Origin of the sequence: Bacillus sp. 22-7 (assembly GCF_010628845.1) — a bacterium.
GTDB lineage: Bacteria > Bacillota > Bacilli > Bacillales > Cytobacillaceae > Cytobacillus > Cytobacillus firmus_B.
The window spans coordinates 1-16,946 of sequence record NZ_NJQY01000006.1; the positions used below are offsets into that span (position 1 = coordinate 1).

The window sequence follows — 16,946 nt, forward strand, 5'->3', positions numbered from 1 at the left end:
TCATTACAGGAATGCTGCCCCATAAGTCGAATACGAAAAGGCTGCCGAAGCAAACCTTGATCCTCCACCTTAGCCCTCGTTAGTTTAAAAGACAACCAAGCAATTTAATAGTAAAATATTAGTACATGCAAAAGGAGCTCATTCTTATGAATATTTTAATCTTAGGTGCAACTGGACGAGTTGGAAGTCAAATAGTTACGTATGCGCTTCATGACAAACATAATGTTAGTGTATTAGTTCGTACTCCCGAGAAGATTCAAATCAATAATGACAATTTAACCATTATACAAGGGAATGTTTTGAATAAGGATGATATCGTTCGTGCAATGCAGGGTAGTGACATAGTTATTAGTGCACTCAATACTGATGGAACTACCACTCTATCTGAAAGTATGACACTTATTATAGAAGCAATGGAAAAGGAAGGTATAAAACGAATAATAACTATAGGAACTGCAGGAATCCTGCAAAGTAGGACCACGCCAAATACTCTGCGTTATCAATCAGGTGAATCAAAGCGTAAGTCAACCTGGGCAGCCAAAGAACATCATAAAGTTTATGATATACTCAAACAATCAACCCTCGAATGGACGATTGTCTGTCCTACCTACTTGCCGGATAGAGAAAGGATAGGTAACTATCGTATAGAGCGAAGTTTTTTGCCGGAGGATGGAGTTGAAATATCCGTACCGGATACAGCAGAATTTGCATTCAGTCAGATAAAAACAAGCGAGTATATAAAATCACGTGTAGGTATCGCCTACTAACTATACTACTTTCATACAGATAAGCTTGATATTCAAAACAAATAGACGGGGAAACCCGTCTTTATGAATGTCACAGCAGTTGCTATTAAGAAACTTCTTCCTCCGCTCACCTGCCCCGTAGCATAATAAGAAAAAAGCTGCTGAATTGACAGCCTGGACTGTTGCTCCTGCACCCTTTAGTTCTATAGCCAAATCATTGTTCAGGATTAAGCTAATCCAGTTCAAAATTATCAATTGAGTGTTCATTCATTACCTTAAACATAGTTAAAGTTGACTCCTGTTCTGTTATATTACTTTTCTTCTAAGTATTTATTCTTTTTATGGTCGAAATCCCTGTTATCTTATAGGGTTGTTTGGGATTTCTTGTGCAATTACTAGGGTTTATTTGTTCCTATTTTCAACTAACCACTCCTTTATCAAAAGACTTTCTGTACAACAATTGAAATACCTGTATTCTTCTCTATATTTACTTAATATCCTTCTTAAATAAACCTGCGCCTTTTGTAAGATAAGTAAAAGTCGCCTTTTGACAGCTCCTTTTTAACATAGGCATTTTTTATGTATATTTTTTACGTACTAAATACATACCTTTATATAAACCTTCATACCTCCAATCGCTAATCAGCCCTTTTAGTACAATAAGGACTAGGAAACTACTGTCACGAAAATACAGTGTTTCATTGCCTCTGCTCTTCATTTTTTGTCACATCGCAATAAGGCGGCTGATCCATCCATTTTTTGTCTATCATCACATTCATTGCATCGTCAACAAAGGTCCCGCTCTCTACTAAGAGCCGGGCATATAGGGCGTTTAGGTCCCTTCTCATCACAGAACTCAGCGCGTTTCCATACCGAGCTATCGAAATTTGCACTAGTACAATCGTTTTAAAGAGAATCAGCCTGTCGGAATATGAGGATTCTGTCACGTTGGTGATGTCGTTTTCGAAGGTCAATTGGAACGGCAAACCTTCAGATACTCCGAGTTTCTGGAAAGTCTCAAGCCTCTTAGCAGCACCTTTTTTTGCCCTTCCCACTATCGACCCCGTTTCGTAATTTTCGTTCTTCCTTTACGCTTTCCTGATGTATTTTCTTTTAAGCTGAGTCCTGCCAGCTTGGTTATTTGACGAGGATGATTATACTCCCTTAAATCTCCTACTTCAGCGAAAAAACCCGCCACAGTATCGCGTCCAATTCCTGTTATGTCTAACATTTAATCAAAGCCTGGAATATCCTGAAGGAGTGTATCTAGAGTATGGTCAAGCTCTTCGAACTTGGCTTGAATGAGTTCATACTTTTTTATTAACGCTCTTAATTCCAATTTAGCCATCTTTGCGCCCTGACGAATGCCAATCGACCGATTGGCTGCTTCCTTTAAGGCCTGAATCTTCTTTATGCCTATACTACGTTTCACTGCTTGCCTAAGGTATTCTAGTAATTCTACGTCTGTATATCTCACCAATTCATCCGGTAATGCTTCAAGCTTTAATAAATGAAGAGCTGCCTTTCCTTCCCAACTTTTAAAAACGGTAAAACAACTCTGGAAAGTATCGATCAATCCAGTTGTGTAACTGTCCCTGGACAATTTGTAAGTCTACATTTAATAAATCGCGTAATTTCTTAGCCACACGTAGTTCCGCTAGTCGGAGAGTTATCGTCTAACTCCTTACTATTCTTTACATGTAAGGGGTTAACTGTTACGAACTTAATCTGTTCCTCTTTTAAAATATGAGCTAAAATAAGCCAATAATGCCCTGTAGGCTCCATTCCAGTAATTACAGAATCCATTTCGAGAGTCATATTTTGAGTCTTGGTATGTATATAAACATTATTCTTCAATACAAAGAGCACCTATCCAAGTTTGAGTCAGAGATAGATGCCCTCGCTACAGGAAGAATATAATATTATCAAATCTATCCCTGGTGTCGGTGAAAAGATCGCTGCAACGATCATTTCAGAAATTGGGGAGATAGATCGATTTAATGATCCTAAAAAGCTTGTAGCTTTCGCTGGAGTTAATCCTAGTGTATTCGAATCTGGTAAGTATACAGCCGCCAGAAACCGAATCACGAAAAGAGGATCCAGCAGGCTTCGTCATGCCTTATATATGGCTGTTCACTGTGCAATTCGTGACTGTCGCAAGAGTAAAAAAAGCGATGAAATTATTCCTCGAAATAAGAAATTACGAGAGTTCTTTGATAAAAAACGTGAAGAAGGAAAACCTTTTAAGGTAGCTGTAATTGCTTGTGTAATTAAGCTCCTACCCTGGATATTTGCCCTTTTAAAAAGCAAAACAACTTTCCAAGATATAGCTTAAAACCAAATTAAACTAAATATCACAAAACCTTCCAAAAACAGATAATGGAAGGTTATTTGGCATGCACATTTTTAGTATAGCATGAGATATTTTAAGTTTTTTTTTGAAAAATATTGACAAACTATTAGCTGGTTTAGTCGAAGAAGAAAAAAAGATCTGCCGATCCACACTGAATCTTCAACTCTTGCACCCGTTCGTAATATAAGGTTAGCCAGATAATTCTGGTTGACCTTTTATGTTGGGTCTTAATATATAACGGTAGTCAGGGTAGCACGTAAACATGTTTCAGGCTAGATGGGACAACTATCCAGTTTAACAAGCGAACCTATGACATTACAGGAAGCATTAGGGGATACCTACAAATTGAGTTTTAGGAGGAGAAAAGCATGAATCCAGTCATTGGCCTGGATGTGTTAATTCTCTTATCTCTCATCGTGCCAAAAGTTTAAGTCTGCCTAAGGTAAAAACAGATGCAATTGATGCCTATCACCTTTGTGAGATGTTTTATAAAGAAGAGTTAGAACCTTATAAAAAACGAGGTATCCAACTCTTAGACCTCGGAACCTTACCATTTAAGTGCAGCCTCTTTTTCATTTCATCCCATTTAATCTGCTGATTATGAATGAGTAGATTCCCCACCGTCAACATGAAGCACTTGGCCTGTAACGAAACGAGAATCATCAGAAGCTAAATACACATATGTTGGGGCAAGTTCAAATGGATGGGCTACCCGTTGCATCGGGTTAAAGGCACCATATACAGCAACCTGGTCTGATGAGAAGCTAGCTGCGATAAGAGGTGTCCAAATCCGCCCAGGTGCTACAGCATTAACCCGGATCCCTCTATTTACCACATTTTTCGCCAAAGCGCGCGTGAATCCCACGTTAGCCCCCTTTGTGGCAGTGTAATCAATCATTTGTTTTTCTCCAACATAAGTCACAACAGAAGAAGTTTGGATGATTGAACTTCCAGGTTTCATGTATGGAAGTGCTGCTCTGGTTGTATAGAAGTGGGAATAGATATTCACCTTAAATGTATCATCGAATTGCTGGTCCGTAATGTCCGTTAGGCTCTTTTGCTGGAACTGGATCCCTACATGGTTGCAGAGGACATCCAAACGGCCAAACGTCCTTATGGTTTGCTCTACGATTGCGACACATTGCTGTTTATCCCGCAAGTCACCCGGCATTAACAAACAACGCTGACCGAGTTGTTCGATCCTCGTTCTGGTTCGGTTTGCATCCTCATGTTCATTTAAATAAGCGATGGCTACGTCCGCGCCTTCTTTGGCAAATGCAATTGCGACAGCCGCCCCAATTCCGCTGTCACCACCTGTAATAAGCGCGACCTTTCCTTTTAATTTTCCGCTGCCTTTGTAATTTGGGTTTTCAATGATCGGCCGGGGCACCATTAACCCTTCTACACCTGGGTGAAAGAGCTGGCGCTGTTCCGGTAAATTCAACGGAATTTCCTCATACCTGGTTATTTTCCCATAGTTAGGGTACATCGGGTATGGGTGTTCCACTTTGTTTGCATCAAACGCTTGTTGCAGCTGTTGGATCTGCTGCAGCTTCATTTGATTCTTCGTACCCTTTACATGATTTTTTTGATATTGGCCCATCACGTTGCCCCCTGGATACTGATCCATTTGTGACATGTGATATTGAGGCATTTGAGGCATCTGGTAATACGGCATCTGATTCGCTTGCTGCATATCTTGCATTTGATCCATCTGTGGCATTTGGCGATCTTTATTTTCCTGACTCATGGCAAACCTCCTGATAGTAAACGTTCTGTTTACTGTATGATGGGCAGAAAAGTGAAGTGCCTGTTTCCATTCCACAAATCATTTTAAGGGCAACTGTTCCAGACTATTTAGGAAATAAAGACTTGCTCCCCATTGATGGGCTTTGAATAAGGTAAAACGTAAGATAAAATATCAAGGAGGCTGCTATTTTGCGATTCGAATTTAATCCGGAAGTAAAATTATTGCTGGTAAACTATTCCGATGAAAAAGTAAGGATGGATTATATCAATCATTCCTGGCCAATGCCGGAAATAGGATGGAGACCGCCATTCTATACAAACCCTCGCTATGGTTTTAATTACCCTATCATTTAGCAAGTTTTTATTTTTTAGGACAGTTAAGGGATAATCAAAAGTCAATCTGGGCATACTCCTATTTGCAGAAGTTCAAAAGATTCACAAGCTGACGTTGAAGAGCCTGTATTATGGAGAAATCTCTAATACAGGTATTTTTGATTTCAGATAAATTAATGGCGCTTTGTTTGCAAATGGTCCGGATGAGTTAATAAAATTAGGAACTCTTTCATGTGTGAAGGATATTTCGAACTAACAACTATCGTGTTAGCACATAGGCTATAATAAAATCAAAATTCATGGAAATAGTCTTAAAGGAGAGTAATGAATTGAGGGAAATAACGCTGGATGTTGCCAAAAAACTGATTAAAGGTGCAGAACGGAAAGCAAGAGAACTAGGTATATCAGAGGTTATAGCTATTACAGATGAAGGCGGGAATTTAATCGCCTGTCACAGAATGGATGAAGGCCCAATCGCAAGTATTGATATCGCCCAAAATAAGGCATGGACCGCCGTAGCCATGAAGATGTCTACGGAAAAGTTAGCCAGATTAAGTGTCCCTAACGAGGAATTGTATGGCATAAACACGACTAACCAAGGACGTCTGGTTATCATTGGTGGCGGAATCCCATTTGTGATCGATGGGAGAATTGTTGGAGCAGTGGGTGTAAGTGGCAGTACCGTTTCGAATGATATAATCGTTGCCTCCGCCGCTATTCAAGTGTTTGAGAGATTATTTGGATTTGGATTTTCATTCATTCCTTATACGAACATTCACTTTCGGTCTCAATAGACAAGAAGACTCTGCAGAAAAACACGGTAAAATACACTAAAGCAATTTTTGGATGAATAAAGCCGTTTGACCGCTCGTAAGAATTCGGTTTTAGTTTTATTTTAAAAAAACTGAATGAACCTTTAGAGAGCATTGGAGGCTCCTTGAACTCGGCTGTTTCCGGATTTACTTGATACATTAAGCTTCTTTTCATGCCTTTTTTCATATCTCACCTTGTTTTTCTTGAACTGCAATTCTTGGATTATTATTTAAAAAATAAATGTGGCTATACATTGTTGTAGTATAGCCACAAAAATAACATTATAATGCTCACTTACACCAAGTGAGCCCCGCCATCAATAAGAAGAACAGTACCAGTTGTAAAACCATTTTTCACTAAGTACACGTAGGCCTCAGCAATGTCTTCAGGCTGTGCCACGCGATTAACAGGTAGCTGCTGTGCAATTTTGCTGTATAAATTTTGTCTTTGCTCGTCAGGCATCCCTCCGTAGAGTGGGGTGTCTACGATACCAGGTGAAACAACATTTACCCGTATAGGGGCCAGGTCTACTGAAAGCCCCCTAACCAATCCATCGATCGCTGAATTGATCGAAGCAAGTGTAGTTGCCCCCTGTGGTGGACGGATTCCATAAACACCTGAGGTCAATGTGATAGAACTGGCATCATTTAAGTACGGAATGGCAGCATGAACGGTTAAGTATTGCCCCCAAAACTTACTATCAAACGCTTCTCTAACATCCGCAACAGGTAAGTCACTAAAATGACCCATTGCACCTTCACCTGCCGTAACGACAAGGTGATCAAAATTCCCTACCATTTTAAAAAAGTCAGCTAGTTTTTCTTCACTGCGAAAATCAATATTGTATGCTTCCACAATACCACCAAGTACATTCTTTGCCTCCGATAGTTTTGCATCAGAACGACTTGCAATAATGACTTGAGCAGATTCATCAAGAAATGCCTTTGCTGCAGATAATCCGATACCAGAAGTACCTCCTATTACGACCACACGTTTTCCTTTTAATGACATCGTATGAACCCCCCTTAAAAAATTCTTTTTAGGTTGTATCTGAAAACAATATTACATACTATTTTTTAGTGAAAATAATATAAACCAACGCTTCATTATTTTATTTTGCTAATAGTTTTAGCGCTTCACGATTGAATGCCGGGATATCATCTGGAAAACGGCTAGTCACAATATTATTGCTTACAACAACTTCTTCATCTTTGTAGTTAGCCCCTGCGTTTTTTAAATCATTACGAATAGATTTGAAACCAGTTATGTCGACGCCTTTTAATAGGTCTGTATCGATCAATACTTGTGGTCCATGGCAAATGGCAAAAACAGGTTTGCCTTCTTGGATAAATTCTTTTGCGAATTGACCAAAGCGGTCATCTTCACGTAGTAAATCAGGGGAGAAACCACCTGGAATAAGCAAAGCATCAAAGTCTGCAGGATTAACTTCTTCTATGGCTTTATCAATTTTTACGGTTGCTCCTTTTTTACCAGTTACTTCATTTTCTGCATTGTTTATCAATTGTAATCACTTGATGACCAGCTTCTTTGAATGCTTCTTCAGGTTCTGTAAATTCAACGTCCTCAAATAAATTGGTGATAAGTGCAGCAATTTTTTTGCCCAAACTAAAAACCCTCCTTGAATCGCAAAAACTTATTATTCTCACAAAAAATGCTTATTTTAATGGAAGCGGCGGGTTCGAAATGTACTTCCGAACCACACTCTAACCAACTAAAATGTAGAACTAACGTAATGCTTTAACAAGGGATTTTCCAAATTCTTCCGCACCTTGTGGACCATCGCCAGTAATAATATCATCATGGGCAACAACATGTTGTTCAACATATTTAACGTCAACAGCTATCAATTCGTTCTTTTGAACATCTAGTGGATAGCAAGTTGCTTCTCTTCCAGAAAGCAAACCAGTTTTAGCAACTGTAACAGCCCCTGCACAAATTCCTGTTACAAGAACTTTCTCATTGTAAGCTTGCTTCAAAAAGCCTTGTAATTCTTGATTTCCCCATAGATGATCATTTGTACCAGATCCCCCAATTACCGAAACAACATCAAATTCTGTGGGCGATACGTCTGATAAGATAACCGAAGCAGTTGCTTTCCCATCATAGTCACCAGTAATTTCACCTGCCACGGTGCTAGCAATGGTTACTTCGACTCCTGCATTTTCAAGCTCTTCTTTTGGTTTGAATAACTCATTTTCATTAAAACGTTCTGGCGGTATAATTAAGAGTGCTTTTTTACTCATTATTTTTTCCTCCTCAAAAAGAAAAAGATTTGTTGATAACACTTTTTCATATATTCGTATTTTCACCTGTGGCTGTTAACAATTTCAGCTGAAATTTCAGCGAGCTGTGTAAGTTCTAGTGTATTGCGAAATGCATCAGCAGAAGAAGAACTTCCAACGTGCAATCGGTGAAAGGTCTAGCAATGAGAACTGTATATCAAATACTTTTTTGTATGCTCAGATATAGATTCATCCTCTTTCTAAAAAGTCTTTTTTACATATGCTTTGAAATTATTTCTGTCAAAGCTTCTTTTGGATAGAACCCGATAACCTTATCTACAGCCACTCCGTCTTTGAAAAGAATCAACGTTGGAATGCTCATGACTCCAAATTTTCCTGCTGTTCCTGCGTATTCATCTACATTAAGCTTGATAATTCTAACTTTGTCACCCATTTCACCATCGATTTCCTCCAATACAGGTGCAATCATTTTACAAGGACCACACCATGGTGCCCAAAAATCCACTAAAACTAATCCCTCTTTAATTTCATTGCTAAATGTTTGATCTGTTACGTGTGAGATAGCCATTATTAAATCCTCCAATTCATTCTTATAATTTTAATAAAAGTATTTTTTAATGTTTATAAAAAATACAAAATTACCCCCTTGCTACAGTTTCTTTTTTATAAAACGTACTGTAATAAAATAGTTTACAGTATAGACATCCCGAAGCAATGGTCTGGTAAATGTCCTAAACAAACTAAACTATTTTAAAAGCAACTTTTCAAATTGATTGCTTCCTTTTCAAAAGGAATAACTGTAATTTTAATATTTACAGTTTATGAAGTCAAGAAAAATTAACTCGATATTCTCAAATTCCACTATAGTGGGATTTCCCCATTCTACATGACCCCATATTCGAACAGGAATCTTTTTTTCGAAAAAAGGTTTTATAGCCACAGAAAAATATTCCACAATGGTAGGTGGATAAAATCTGCCTTGGGAACAATAGTAATCAAAGTTATTTATATAATGGAATTTAGCTACTTGATCCCTAGTTAATAAGGTTTTAATTTTCTTATGTATTAAAGTATACACTCTATCATTTTCTATAAATAATATATGGTTTCCTTGTTCGATACCTTGGATAATAAGAGAGGGCATTTTCAACATATTTCTCCATCTCTTTAGTGCAATAAAGTATATGAGCACCTTTTGTATTTTTTGTTGAAAGTTGCATTATTTACCTCCTTTTTTCAGCTTCATTGATTTTAGGTGAAAATTAGCATCTGAATTATTCCCTTTCGTTTAAAATTAGTAAACCATTGTTTACTCATCTTTCATTAATATAGAATTCTCTAGTCTTTAACCATCTTGGCCTTAAAGAATAGATTCGACAAAAGGTGCGTTCATCCTTTCTCGATCAACGTACCCCTTAAGTTTTTTAAAGAATTAATACAGCATAGAGAGATTCCATAAAAATATTTATCCGAATCTACTAATTGAATAACGTTCTATTGAAATAGATGTTTTCCCATCCATGAATAATTCGGCCATTAACGTTCCAATAAAAATTAAAAGAGTTAAATATTGAACAGTAATTATTTCCCTCGCTTGAAGGTCGACCAAAGGTTGCTCTTAATAACAAGTGTTCACAACCAGGTTCGTCCTTTCTTAATATTTATATTTACTTTCAAAATAGGAAAAGAGCCAGTGATTCTCATTTGCTCTTTTTTTTTCAGTATTAGTTATTCTCCTAAATACGCGTTAAGCATCCAAATGTGGTTATCAAGTTTTACGGTAAGCCCCATTCCAAAATCTGCTGTGACTTGGTCGTCTTGTTCCTATGCAACCTACTAATAAGATCAACTGTTCTTTTAAATGTTTGTATTTCCAATAAGATTGGCAACCATCTCTTCTGCTTTACTTTCGCCATGGGACTCTTCCAAGGTAGTGAGAATTTACGGTATTATTGAATTAAAAAGACGCCTCTTTAGGACGTCTTTGCTTTTTTGGAAAATTCATTGCATTACAGGAGACAATTCATCAGCTGTAGTGTTTTGTAATGAAGGGAAATTACATGTAAAATCAACTTTTAACCACCAATGAGGTATGCATTTTTCATTTATATAGCATCTCGAACTAACGGCTTTGCATCCTTTTCCAATGCTTCCTCTTAAAAAAATAAAATTTTTAATTCTAATTTGTACAAACTCCATTCACACATGAGACGGACTGTTTAATCTAAAAAAAGCAACTTAATATTAAGCTGCCAAACTAACAATCTTTTTTATTTTAAGCTAGTCATTTCTATTTCTAAAAATATTAACTTTTATCTATAACTATTTTCTTCTTTTGGTCTAAACCTAGGTTCAATAAGTGATAAGAAGGAAGCGCGCTACTTTGTTCGTGAACATACAGAATGTACTCTACTACTACACTATAACCTTGGATAAATTCAGGGAGACAGGCACGCTTAAAGAGCTTTTACCATTCCTCCGTCAACTAGTAAACCTTGACCTGTTACGTAAGTATTGGCAAATGAGCCTAGAAAGACTGCAACATTTGCAAATTCTTCAGGTGTTCCGTATCGACCAAGAGGGATTTGACGTTCTTTTGTTAGTTGAATTTCTTCGAGGGTGACATCTAGTTGTTGCGCTTTAGCCATGTCAAACTCAACCGCTCGATCTGTTTTAATTTGACCCGGACCGATTGTGTTAATAAGGATGTTATCCTTCGCTAGCTCCGAAGAAAGAGTTTTAGCTAAACCGATGATGCCATTACGAAACGTATTAGATAAGATTAAATTATCAATGGGCTGTTTGATTGAAGACGAGGCAATATTAATAATACGTCCACTTCCTTGTTGTTTCATAAACGGGAGAACCTCACGAATCGTTCGTATAAAACTTAATAAGTTTAATTCAAATGCTTGTTGCCAACTCTCATCATCAAAGTCATCGAAAACACCCGGAGGCGGGCCTCCTGCATTATTGATTAACACATCAATTGTCCCATATTGTTCAACAGTTTGTTGAACAAGTCTCACAATATCTTCTCTTTTTGAGACATCTACTGAACAGAAATTGACCTCGTTTCCTGTTAATTCTTGAATCTCTTTTGCTGTTTGTACCAATACATCTAGATTTCGACTTGCGATCATCACACGTGCTCCTTGTGCAGCGTACTCTGTTGCGATTGCTTTTCCTAGACCTTTGCTCGATGCTAACACTAAAACTGATTTGTTTAGTAAACCTAAATCCATATTCGATCAGTCCTTCCTGTTTTAACTTACGCGTCAGTGCCAAAATAGATTTGGCTTATATATTCAACATTCATTTAGAATGACCACATCTTCCATTTCTTAAAAGAATCATCGAGTGTAAATAGCATTAAGAGCTTATTTCGCCCAGCTTCAAACCAAATGGGTACAGTGGTATTATTAATGTGGCCGACCCCATCCGTTTCAGAAACTCTTGGTCCTATGATTGTCTTATACAATTCCTCTTGAACAAAAATTTTGCATATAATTTTACGGCAATGCTTTATTACATCGAGTGACAGATGCCTTTTTTTTGAATATTCTACTCAAAGCAGTAAAACCAAGGTTACATATGCGAAGTGGAGGCAGAGAATGTATAAAATTCAAATTCTAAGGAATATAGTAATATTCTCCGAAAAAGTTTATATGTTCTCATGTTAACGGATTATTTTGGCATTTAATCATCACAGAGGAACTTTCTTTTCAAATGGAAGATCTATCAGCTCCTCTGTAGTTTCAATTTCTATATTAGCCTTTTACAAAAACTGTTTTAATAGAAGTAAAGAATTCAATTGCCGATTGACCTTGCTCACGTGAATGAGAACTTGATTGTTTCATTCCTCCAAAAGGAGCTTGAAGTTCAACCCCAGCACTTTCTGCATTGATCCGAACAAGTCCTGCTTCCATGTCATTAATAAATGAAAGCATGCTTCCGACATTCGTTGTAAAAATAGATGCACTTAAACCATAGTTAGAGTCGTTCGCTACTTCAAGTGCCTCTTCAACTGTGTCCACTTGAATTAAAGCTAACACTGGACCAAAGATCTCTTCTTTGAAGATGGTCATATTATTTGATACGTTTTCAAATACAGTTGGTTGTACATAAAAACCGTTCTCTAATCCTTTTTCTTCATGCTTTTTACCACCATAAAGCAGAGTTGCTCCTTCTGCTTTTCCTTTTTCAATATAAGAAAGCACTGTCTTTAATTGGTCTTCACTTACACAAGGACCCATCCACGATTCATTATGAAGACCATACCCAATCTTAATTTCTTTTACTTTCTCTACTAATTTTTCTTTAAATGATTCATAGACTTTACTTTGGACTATAACCCGGCTTGTAGCTGTACACTTTTGGCCAGTAGAGCGGAGACCACCACTAATTGTAGCCTCAACTGCTAAATCAATATCCGCATCGTTGGCAACGATTACAGGGTTTTTCCCCCCCATTTCCAATTGATATTTAGCCCCACGGGTTAATGCCCCTTGACCTACTCGTTTACCTACAGTATCAGAACCTGTAAAAGTAATTCCGTCGATGTCAGGATGATCAATAATACCTTGCCCAATAACAGATCCTGAACCTGTAACCATGTTCACGACACCTTCAGGAAGTCCCGCTTTATCGAAGCACTTGATGATTTTTGCTGCTGTGACCGAAGTTTCTCCAGCTGGCTTTAATACAACAGTATTTCCGTAAACAAGCGCAGGTGCCATTTTCCAAATTGGAATCGCTACTGGGAAGTTCCAAGGTGTAATGACACCAACAACCCCTAGTGGAGCACGTGTTGTAAACATTAATGCTTCACTATCACTTGAAGGAATAACGTCACCAACTTTTCGCATTCCTTCACCAGCATAGTAACGTAGAATTGCTACCCCGCGAGCCGTCTCTCCTTTAGCTTCCGAAAGCGTTTTACCCATTTCTTTAGTCATTGTTTCTGCAATATCTTCAAGGTTTTCTTCTATAATATTAGCAACTTGGTATAGGAAGTCTCCACGGGCTGCACCAGATAATTTTTTCCACCCAGCTTGTGCTGATTTTGCAGCTGCCACAGCTTTATCTAAATCTTCTTTTGTTGATTTTTGAACATAGCCTACAATATCATATTTATTTGCAGGATTAATACTTCCATATACCTCTTTATTTGTGCCAGTAACCCAACCGCCATTAATATAGTTCAAATAAGTTTCAGTTTTGGTTTTTGTTTTAATCGTCATTAAATAAACCACTCACTTTCCTTGAATAATTTTATTAGTATTAATTTTCTTTTCAAAAAAAGTAAATTATATAGATATTACAGAATTGTCCGTTCTTTTTTATAAATTAGATCTTAGTTAAACTAGAGGTGAAGCTGAAAGGAGTTTCACCAGAAAAAGAAGCATAATATATTTTTTCAACATCTTGCTTAGTCACTTCACGTGCATTAATAGCAATATTTGGGCTCTTAAACGTATCCTCTACCATTTGGGGAATTAAACCCTCATCTACCCCTATTTCTTTAAAGGATTTCGGGATGCCTAATAAGTGATTCAAGTTAATCACTTCAAGTATTCCTGCTTCAGCTGTCTCAATAACACTTCCTTGATCAGGGACTCCTAATTCTTTGGCAAAAAGTGCATGAGATTCGGGATTACCAACAAGATTAAAACTTAAGACATAGGGAAGTAATATGGCATTGGCTAACCCATGTGGAACACCAGCAAATCCACTTACAGGGTGTGACATAGCATGGATCAATCCCAGACGGGAAAGAGTAAATGAAATTCCTGCAAGTGCACTTGCATATAACATTTCGCCAAGAGCTGTTTCATTTCTATTGACCGTAGCTTCACGAATATTTTTACCTATCATACGAATAGCTTTTAAGGCACACGCATCTGCATACCAGTTTTGATTCTTATTGGTTAATGCTTCAACGGCATGGGTTAAGGCATCGATTCCAGTTGATGCTACTAAATGGGATGGTAAACTGAAAAGCAGTTCCGGATCAAGAATAGCGATTTTTGGCATTAATTTGGACGAAACAAATGGAACTTTATAATGATTTTCATCTGTTATAACGGTCACATTAGTTACTTCAGAGCCAGTTCCGCACGTGGTTGGCATAGCAACCAAAGGGGGAATGGGAGCAGTAATCTTGTTTAACCCCCCTAAACTCATCAAAGGCTCAGTATTAGTTATAAGAATACCTGCACCCTTTGCAGTATCAATTGAACTGCCTCCACCAACCGCTAAGATTCCATTACATTTTTCCTTAACATAAAAGTCCCTTGCTTGGTGGACGCAATTAATATCAGGGTCTGGTATTACTTTATCAAACAATGCATGAGATACATCTGACTCCCTTAAGCTTTGATAAATATCGTCTAAAATTCCAGAGTTAACAATTCCTTTATCACAAACAATCATAATCTTCTCGCACTTTAGTGAATTGAATTCACTACCAATACTCATTCGAGAACCTAAACCATATTTAATATCTACCGGCAAATAAATAGAGGACAAATCCTCACTCCCTTTCTTTTACTATGATATCTAATAGATTTTTCAATGTTAATCAGTTTCAAGGTTAATCAGTAAATAGAAAACGGAAAAACAATAGAAACAGAAAGTTAAGAGAAGTGATTCTAAAATGCTATCAACATCTCTCAACCATTAAATCTAATACTTCTGTTCAGTTTTATGGATTGCCTTTACAACTGTTTTTTATTGATAAAAAAGCTTACACTCGAAATAAATTGATTACACTAATCAATAAAAAAATCACAAGAAAACAATAAATTTAAGAAGCTAAATCATTAATGACTTCTTCAGCATTATCCGGTTTTTGTGTGAATTTACTAACCATAACTGTAATAATTAAAGCCATTATAAACCCTGGTACTGCCTCATAAGTGATACCAAAAAGCAGTTTGCCAGACAAAGCTTTCATATCAGGTAAAAAAGTGAATGTCCACTCCGGCTGCTTCTTAACCAAAATAACCGTAAGTAAACCAATAATCATTCCCCAAAAGATGCCTTGTTTTGTTGTTCCTTTCCAGTAGAAAGAAAGGAGGAGTGCTGGTCCGAAGCATGCGCCTAAGCCTCCAAAGGCAAAAAGCACCATCCAAAAGACAAATTCCTGGGCTGTAATCGCTAATGCAACAGCTAAGATCATCATTATTACAGTGGATATACGGCTGTATAAGATAAGTTTTTTCTGAGGAATTACTTTTCCTTTAGCAATGATGCGATCATAAATATCACGTACAATCGCACTAGAGCCAACGAGCAACTGGCTATCGGCAGAGGACATAATGGCCGCTAGCATTGCAACAAGCAGAATTCCCATTGTAAACGGATCGAGAATTTCATTACCTAAAGTTGTAAAAATAGTTTCCCGATTTTCCCCTGGGAGCATGCTAATATCCGGGAACATCGCACGACCAGCTAATCCGATCATAATCCCTCCCCAACCCATAATCACATTCCAAACAGAAGCGATCAGTGCTGCTTGTTTCATTTCTTTTATGTTTTTCAAAGACATATAACGAACAAGGATATGAGGGTTTCCTGGACTGCCGAACCCAATTCCAACCAGACCTCCAATGGCACCAAAGGCAAAGGCGAATGGACTTGTAAATCCTCCTCCTTGTGAATGCATGGTTTCAAGAATTGGACCAAATCCGCCCAGGTTAATAATGGCCAAAATCGGTAGTATAACTAATGCACCAAACATAAAAAAGGCTTGCAGCACGTCGGTTTTACTTACAGCATGAAATCCGCCTAACATCACATAAACTAAGAGAATTGCGGCGGTTAACCCCATTCCAGTACCGTTAGAAACCCCCAGACTAGAAGAAAATGCTGTACCACCAGCGACAACTTGAGATCCTACATAAGCAATCATAAAGAAAATAATGATTAGTGAGCTCGTGATACGCAAAAGATTATTTTTGTCGCCATAACGACTCGCAAGAATATCAGGAACTGTTATACTATCGTGTTTTTCACTGTACTTTCGAAAACGGCGGGCGACAAAGAAAAACATAAAGACTTCAACCGTAATATAACCTGCAACAGCCCAAACTGCATCTAAGCCACTAGCATAGGCTATACCAGTTAGACCTAGTATCAACCAGCCGCTACGCCCTGAACTAACAGCACTTAAAGCAACCGTCCATTTACCAAGGTTTCGACCTGCAAGAAAGAAGTCATTTAATCCGCCTTTTGCCTTTTGGGAACTCAAATATCCAATTACTAACAGTGAAATTAGGTAAAAAACCACTACTCCGATTGTTATAGGATGGCTGCTCATTTGGCACCTCCGATTTGACTTTCTTCCTGAAAGTTTTGAAGAAGTTTTTGGTTATCTTGATCAACCATTTCGCGCTGTTCATCTTTTTTCGTTTGAATACTGTAACAAACGAAAGCTAAGGTAATAATGGAAACAGGCATGATTACTAATGCAAATAAAATGTTAAAAGTCATATAATAAACCTCCTTTAGTTTTAACTAAAGATTAATTATGCCTATCAATTAGAGTTTTTTAAGGAAAAGCTGCATAGCACCACTAAAACCAAACCAACTTCCAAGCTTGGAGAAATTACTTCGTTCTAATATACTCTGAATTGATAGGCACCCTAAACAATTTAATCAGAACTATCAGATTAACTCTAAGTT

The 16,946-nt window shown here is 37.6% G+C and carries 13 protein-coding genes and 5 pseudogenes; 5 read left to right on the plus strand and 13 right to left on the minus strand.

All coding sequences use genetic code 11. The features are described 5' to 3' along the window. Positions 1-146 precede the first annotated feature (146 nt). Positions 147-767 carry an NAD(P)-dependent oxidoreductase gene (locus CE058_RS03925; RefSeq protein WP_163140385.1) on the plus strand — a complete coding sequence of 207 codons (621 nt, stop codon included), beginning with the start codon at positions 147-149 and terminating at the stop codon, positions 765-767. Positions 768-1,444: 677 nt separating this feature from the next. Here CE058_RS03925 and CE058_RS03930 read toward each other — a convergent pair. Both CE058_RS03930 and CE058_RS25305 read right to left on the minus strand, forming a co-directional pair. Continuing rightward, positions 1,445-1,801 (minus strand): DUF3231 family protein, encoded by a 357-nt coding sequence (locus CE058_RS03930; RefSeq protein ID WP_163140387.1) that lies wholly within the window; start codon positions 1,799-1,801, stop codon positions 1,445-1,447. Positions 1,802-1,803: 2 nt separating this feature from the next. Further along, positions 1,804-2,552, minus strand: a pseudogene (locus tag CE058_RS25305) (transposase); the annotation flags it as partial. On the opposite strand from CE058_RS25305, the pseudogene CE058_RS03940 reads away from it, so the two are divergent. After that, positions 2,553-3,081 (plus strand): annotated as a pseudogene (locus CE058_RS03940) (transposase); the annotation flags it as partial. Positions 3,082-3,493: 412 nt separating this feature from the next. Then, a pseudogene (locus CE058_RS03945) lies at positions 3,494-3,649 on the plus strand (IS110 family transposase); the annotation flags it as partial. A gap of 48 nt (positions 3,650-3,697) precedes the next feature. On the opposite strand, the gene CE058_RS03950 reads toward CE058_RS03945, so the two are convergent. Beyond that, on the minus strand, positions 3,698-4,702 hold the full coding sequence (locus CE058_RS03950) for an SDR family oxidoreductase (protein WP_163141103.1): 1,005 nt from the start codon (positions 4,700-4,702) through the stop codon (positions 3,698-3,700). A 335-nt stretch (positions 4,703-5,037) separates the two neighbouring features. On the opposite strand from CE058_RS03950, the gene CE058_RS24675 reads away from it, so the two are divergent. Both CE058_RS24675 and CE058_RS03955 read left to right on the plus strand, forming a co-directional pair. Continuing rightward, a complete protein-coding gene (locus CE058_RS24675) occupies positions 5,038-5,202 on the plus strand; it encodes a hypothetical protein (RefSeq protein WP_204260511.1) in 165 nt (54 codons plus the stop codon). Positions 5,203-5,510: 308 nt separating this feature from the next. Continuing rightward, entirely contained in the window at positions 5,511-5,975 is a 465-nt protein-coding gene (locus CE058_RS03955) for a GlcG/HbpS family heme-binding protein (protein WP_163140389.1), read from the plus strand. A gap of 313 nt (positions 5,976-6,288) precedes the next feature. Here CE058_RS03955 and CE058_RS03960 read toward each other — a convergent pair whose 3' ends face one another. The 10 genes and pseudogenes from CE058_RS03960 to CE058_RS04000 form a co-directional block, all read right to left on the minus strand. Then, the gene (locus CE058_RS03960; protein WP_163140391.1) at positions 6,289-7,005 is read right to left on the minus strand and encodes an SDR family oxidoreductase; all 717 of its coding nucleotides are present in this window, start codon (positions 7,003-7,005) and stop codon (positions 6,289-6,291) included. Between the two features lie 100 nt (positions 7,006-7,105). Beyond that, positions 7,106-7,619: pseudogene (locus CE058_RS03965) on the minus strand (type 1 glutamine amidotransferase domain-containing protein). 120 nt (positions 7,620-7,739) lie between these two features. Next, positions 7,740-8,258 carry a DJ-1/PfpI family protein gene (locus CE058_RS03970; protein WP_163140393.1) on the minus strand — a complete coding sequence of 173 codons (519 nt, stop codon included), beginning with the start codon at positions 8,256-8,258 and terminating at the stop codon, positions 7,740-7,742. A 253-nt stretch (positions 8,259-8,511) separates the two neighbouring features. Continuing rightward, positions 8,512-8,826, minus strand: coding sequence for a thioredoxin (gene trxA, locus CE058_RS03975; protein WP_163140395.1), 315 nt, complete (start codon positions 8,824-8,826; stop codon positions 8,512-8,514). Positions 8,827-10,714: 1,888 nt separating this feature from the next. Next, the gene (locus tag CE058_RS03980; protein WP_163140397.1) at positions 10,715-11,503 is read right to left on the minus strand and encodes an SDR family oxidoreductase; all 789 of its coding nucleotides are present in this window, start codon (positions 11,501-11,503) and stop codon (positions 10,715-10,717) included. A gap of 77 nt (positions 11,504-11,580) precedes the next feature. Then, positions 11,581-11,739: pseudogene (locus CE058_RS25310) on the minus strand (hotdog family protein); the annotation flags it as partial. Positions 11,740-12,028: 289 nt separating this feature from the next. Further along, on the minus strand, positions 12,029-13,501 hold the full coding sequence (gene gucD, locus CE058_RS03985) for an alpha-ketoglutaric semialdehyde dehydrogenase GucD (RefSeq protein WP_163140399.1): 1,473 nt from the start codon (positions 13,499-13,501) through the stop codon (positions 12,029-12,031). A gap of 106 nt (positions 13,502-13,607) precedes the next feature. Beyond that, positions 13,608-14,789, minus strand: coding sequence for an iron-containing alcohol dehydrogenase family protein (locus CE058_RS03990; protein WP_163140401.1), 1,182 nt, complete (start codon positions 14,787-14,789; stop codon positions 13,608-13,610). Between the two features lie 277 nt (positions 14,790-15,066). Next, positions 15,067-16,581 (minus strand): sodium/proline symporter, encoded by a 1,515-nt coding sequence (locus CE058_RS03995; RefSeq protein WP_163140403.1) that lies wholly within the window; start codon positions 16,579-16,581, stop codon positions 15,067-15,069. Next, entirely contained in the window at positions 16,578-16,754 is a 177-nt protein-coding gene (locus tag CE058_RS04000; RefSeq protein WP_163140405.1) for a hypothetical protein, read from the minus strand. Before CE058_RS04000 ends, CE058_RS03995 begins: the two co-directional genes overlap by 4 nt. Between the last annotated feature and the right edge of the window lie 192 nt (positions 16,755-16,946).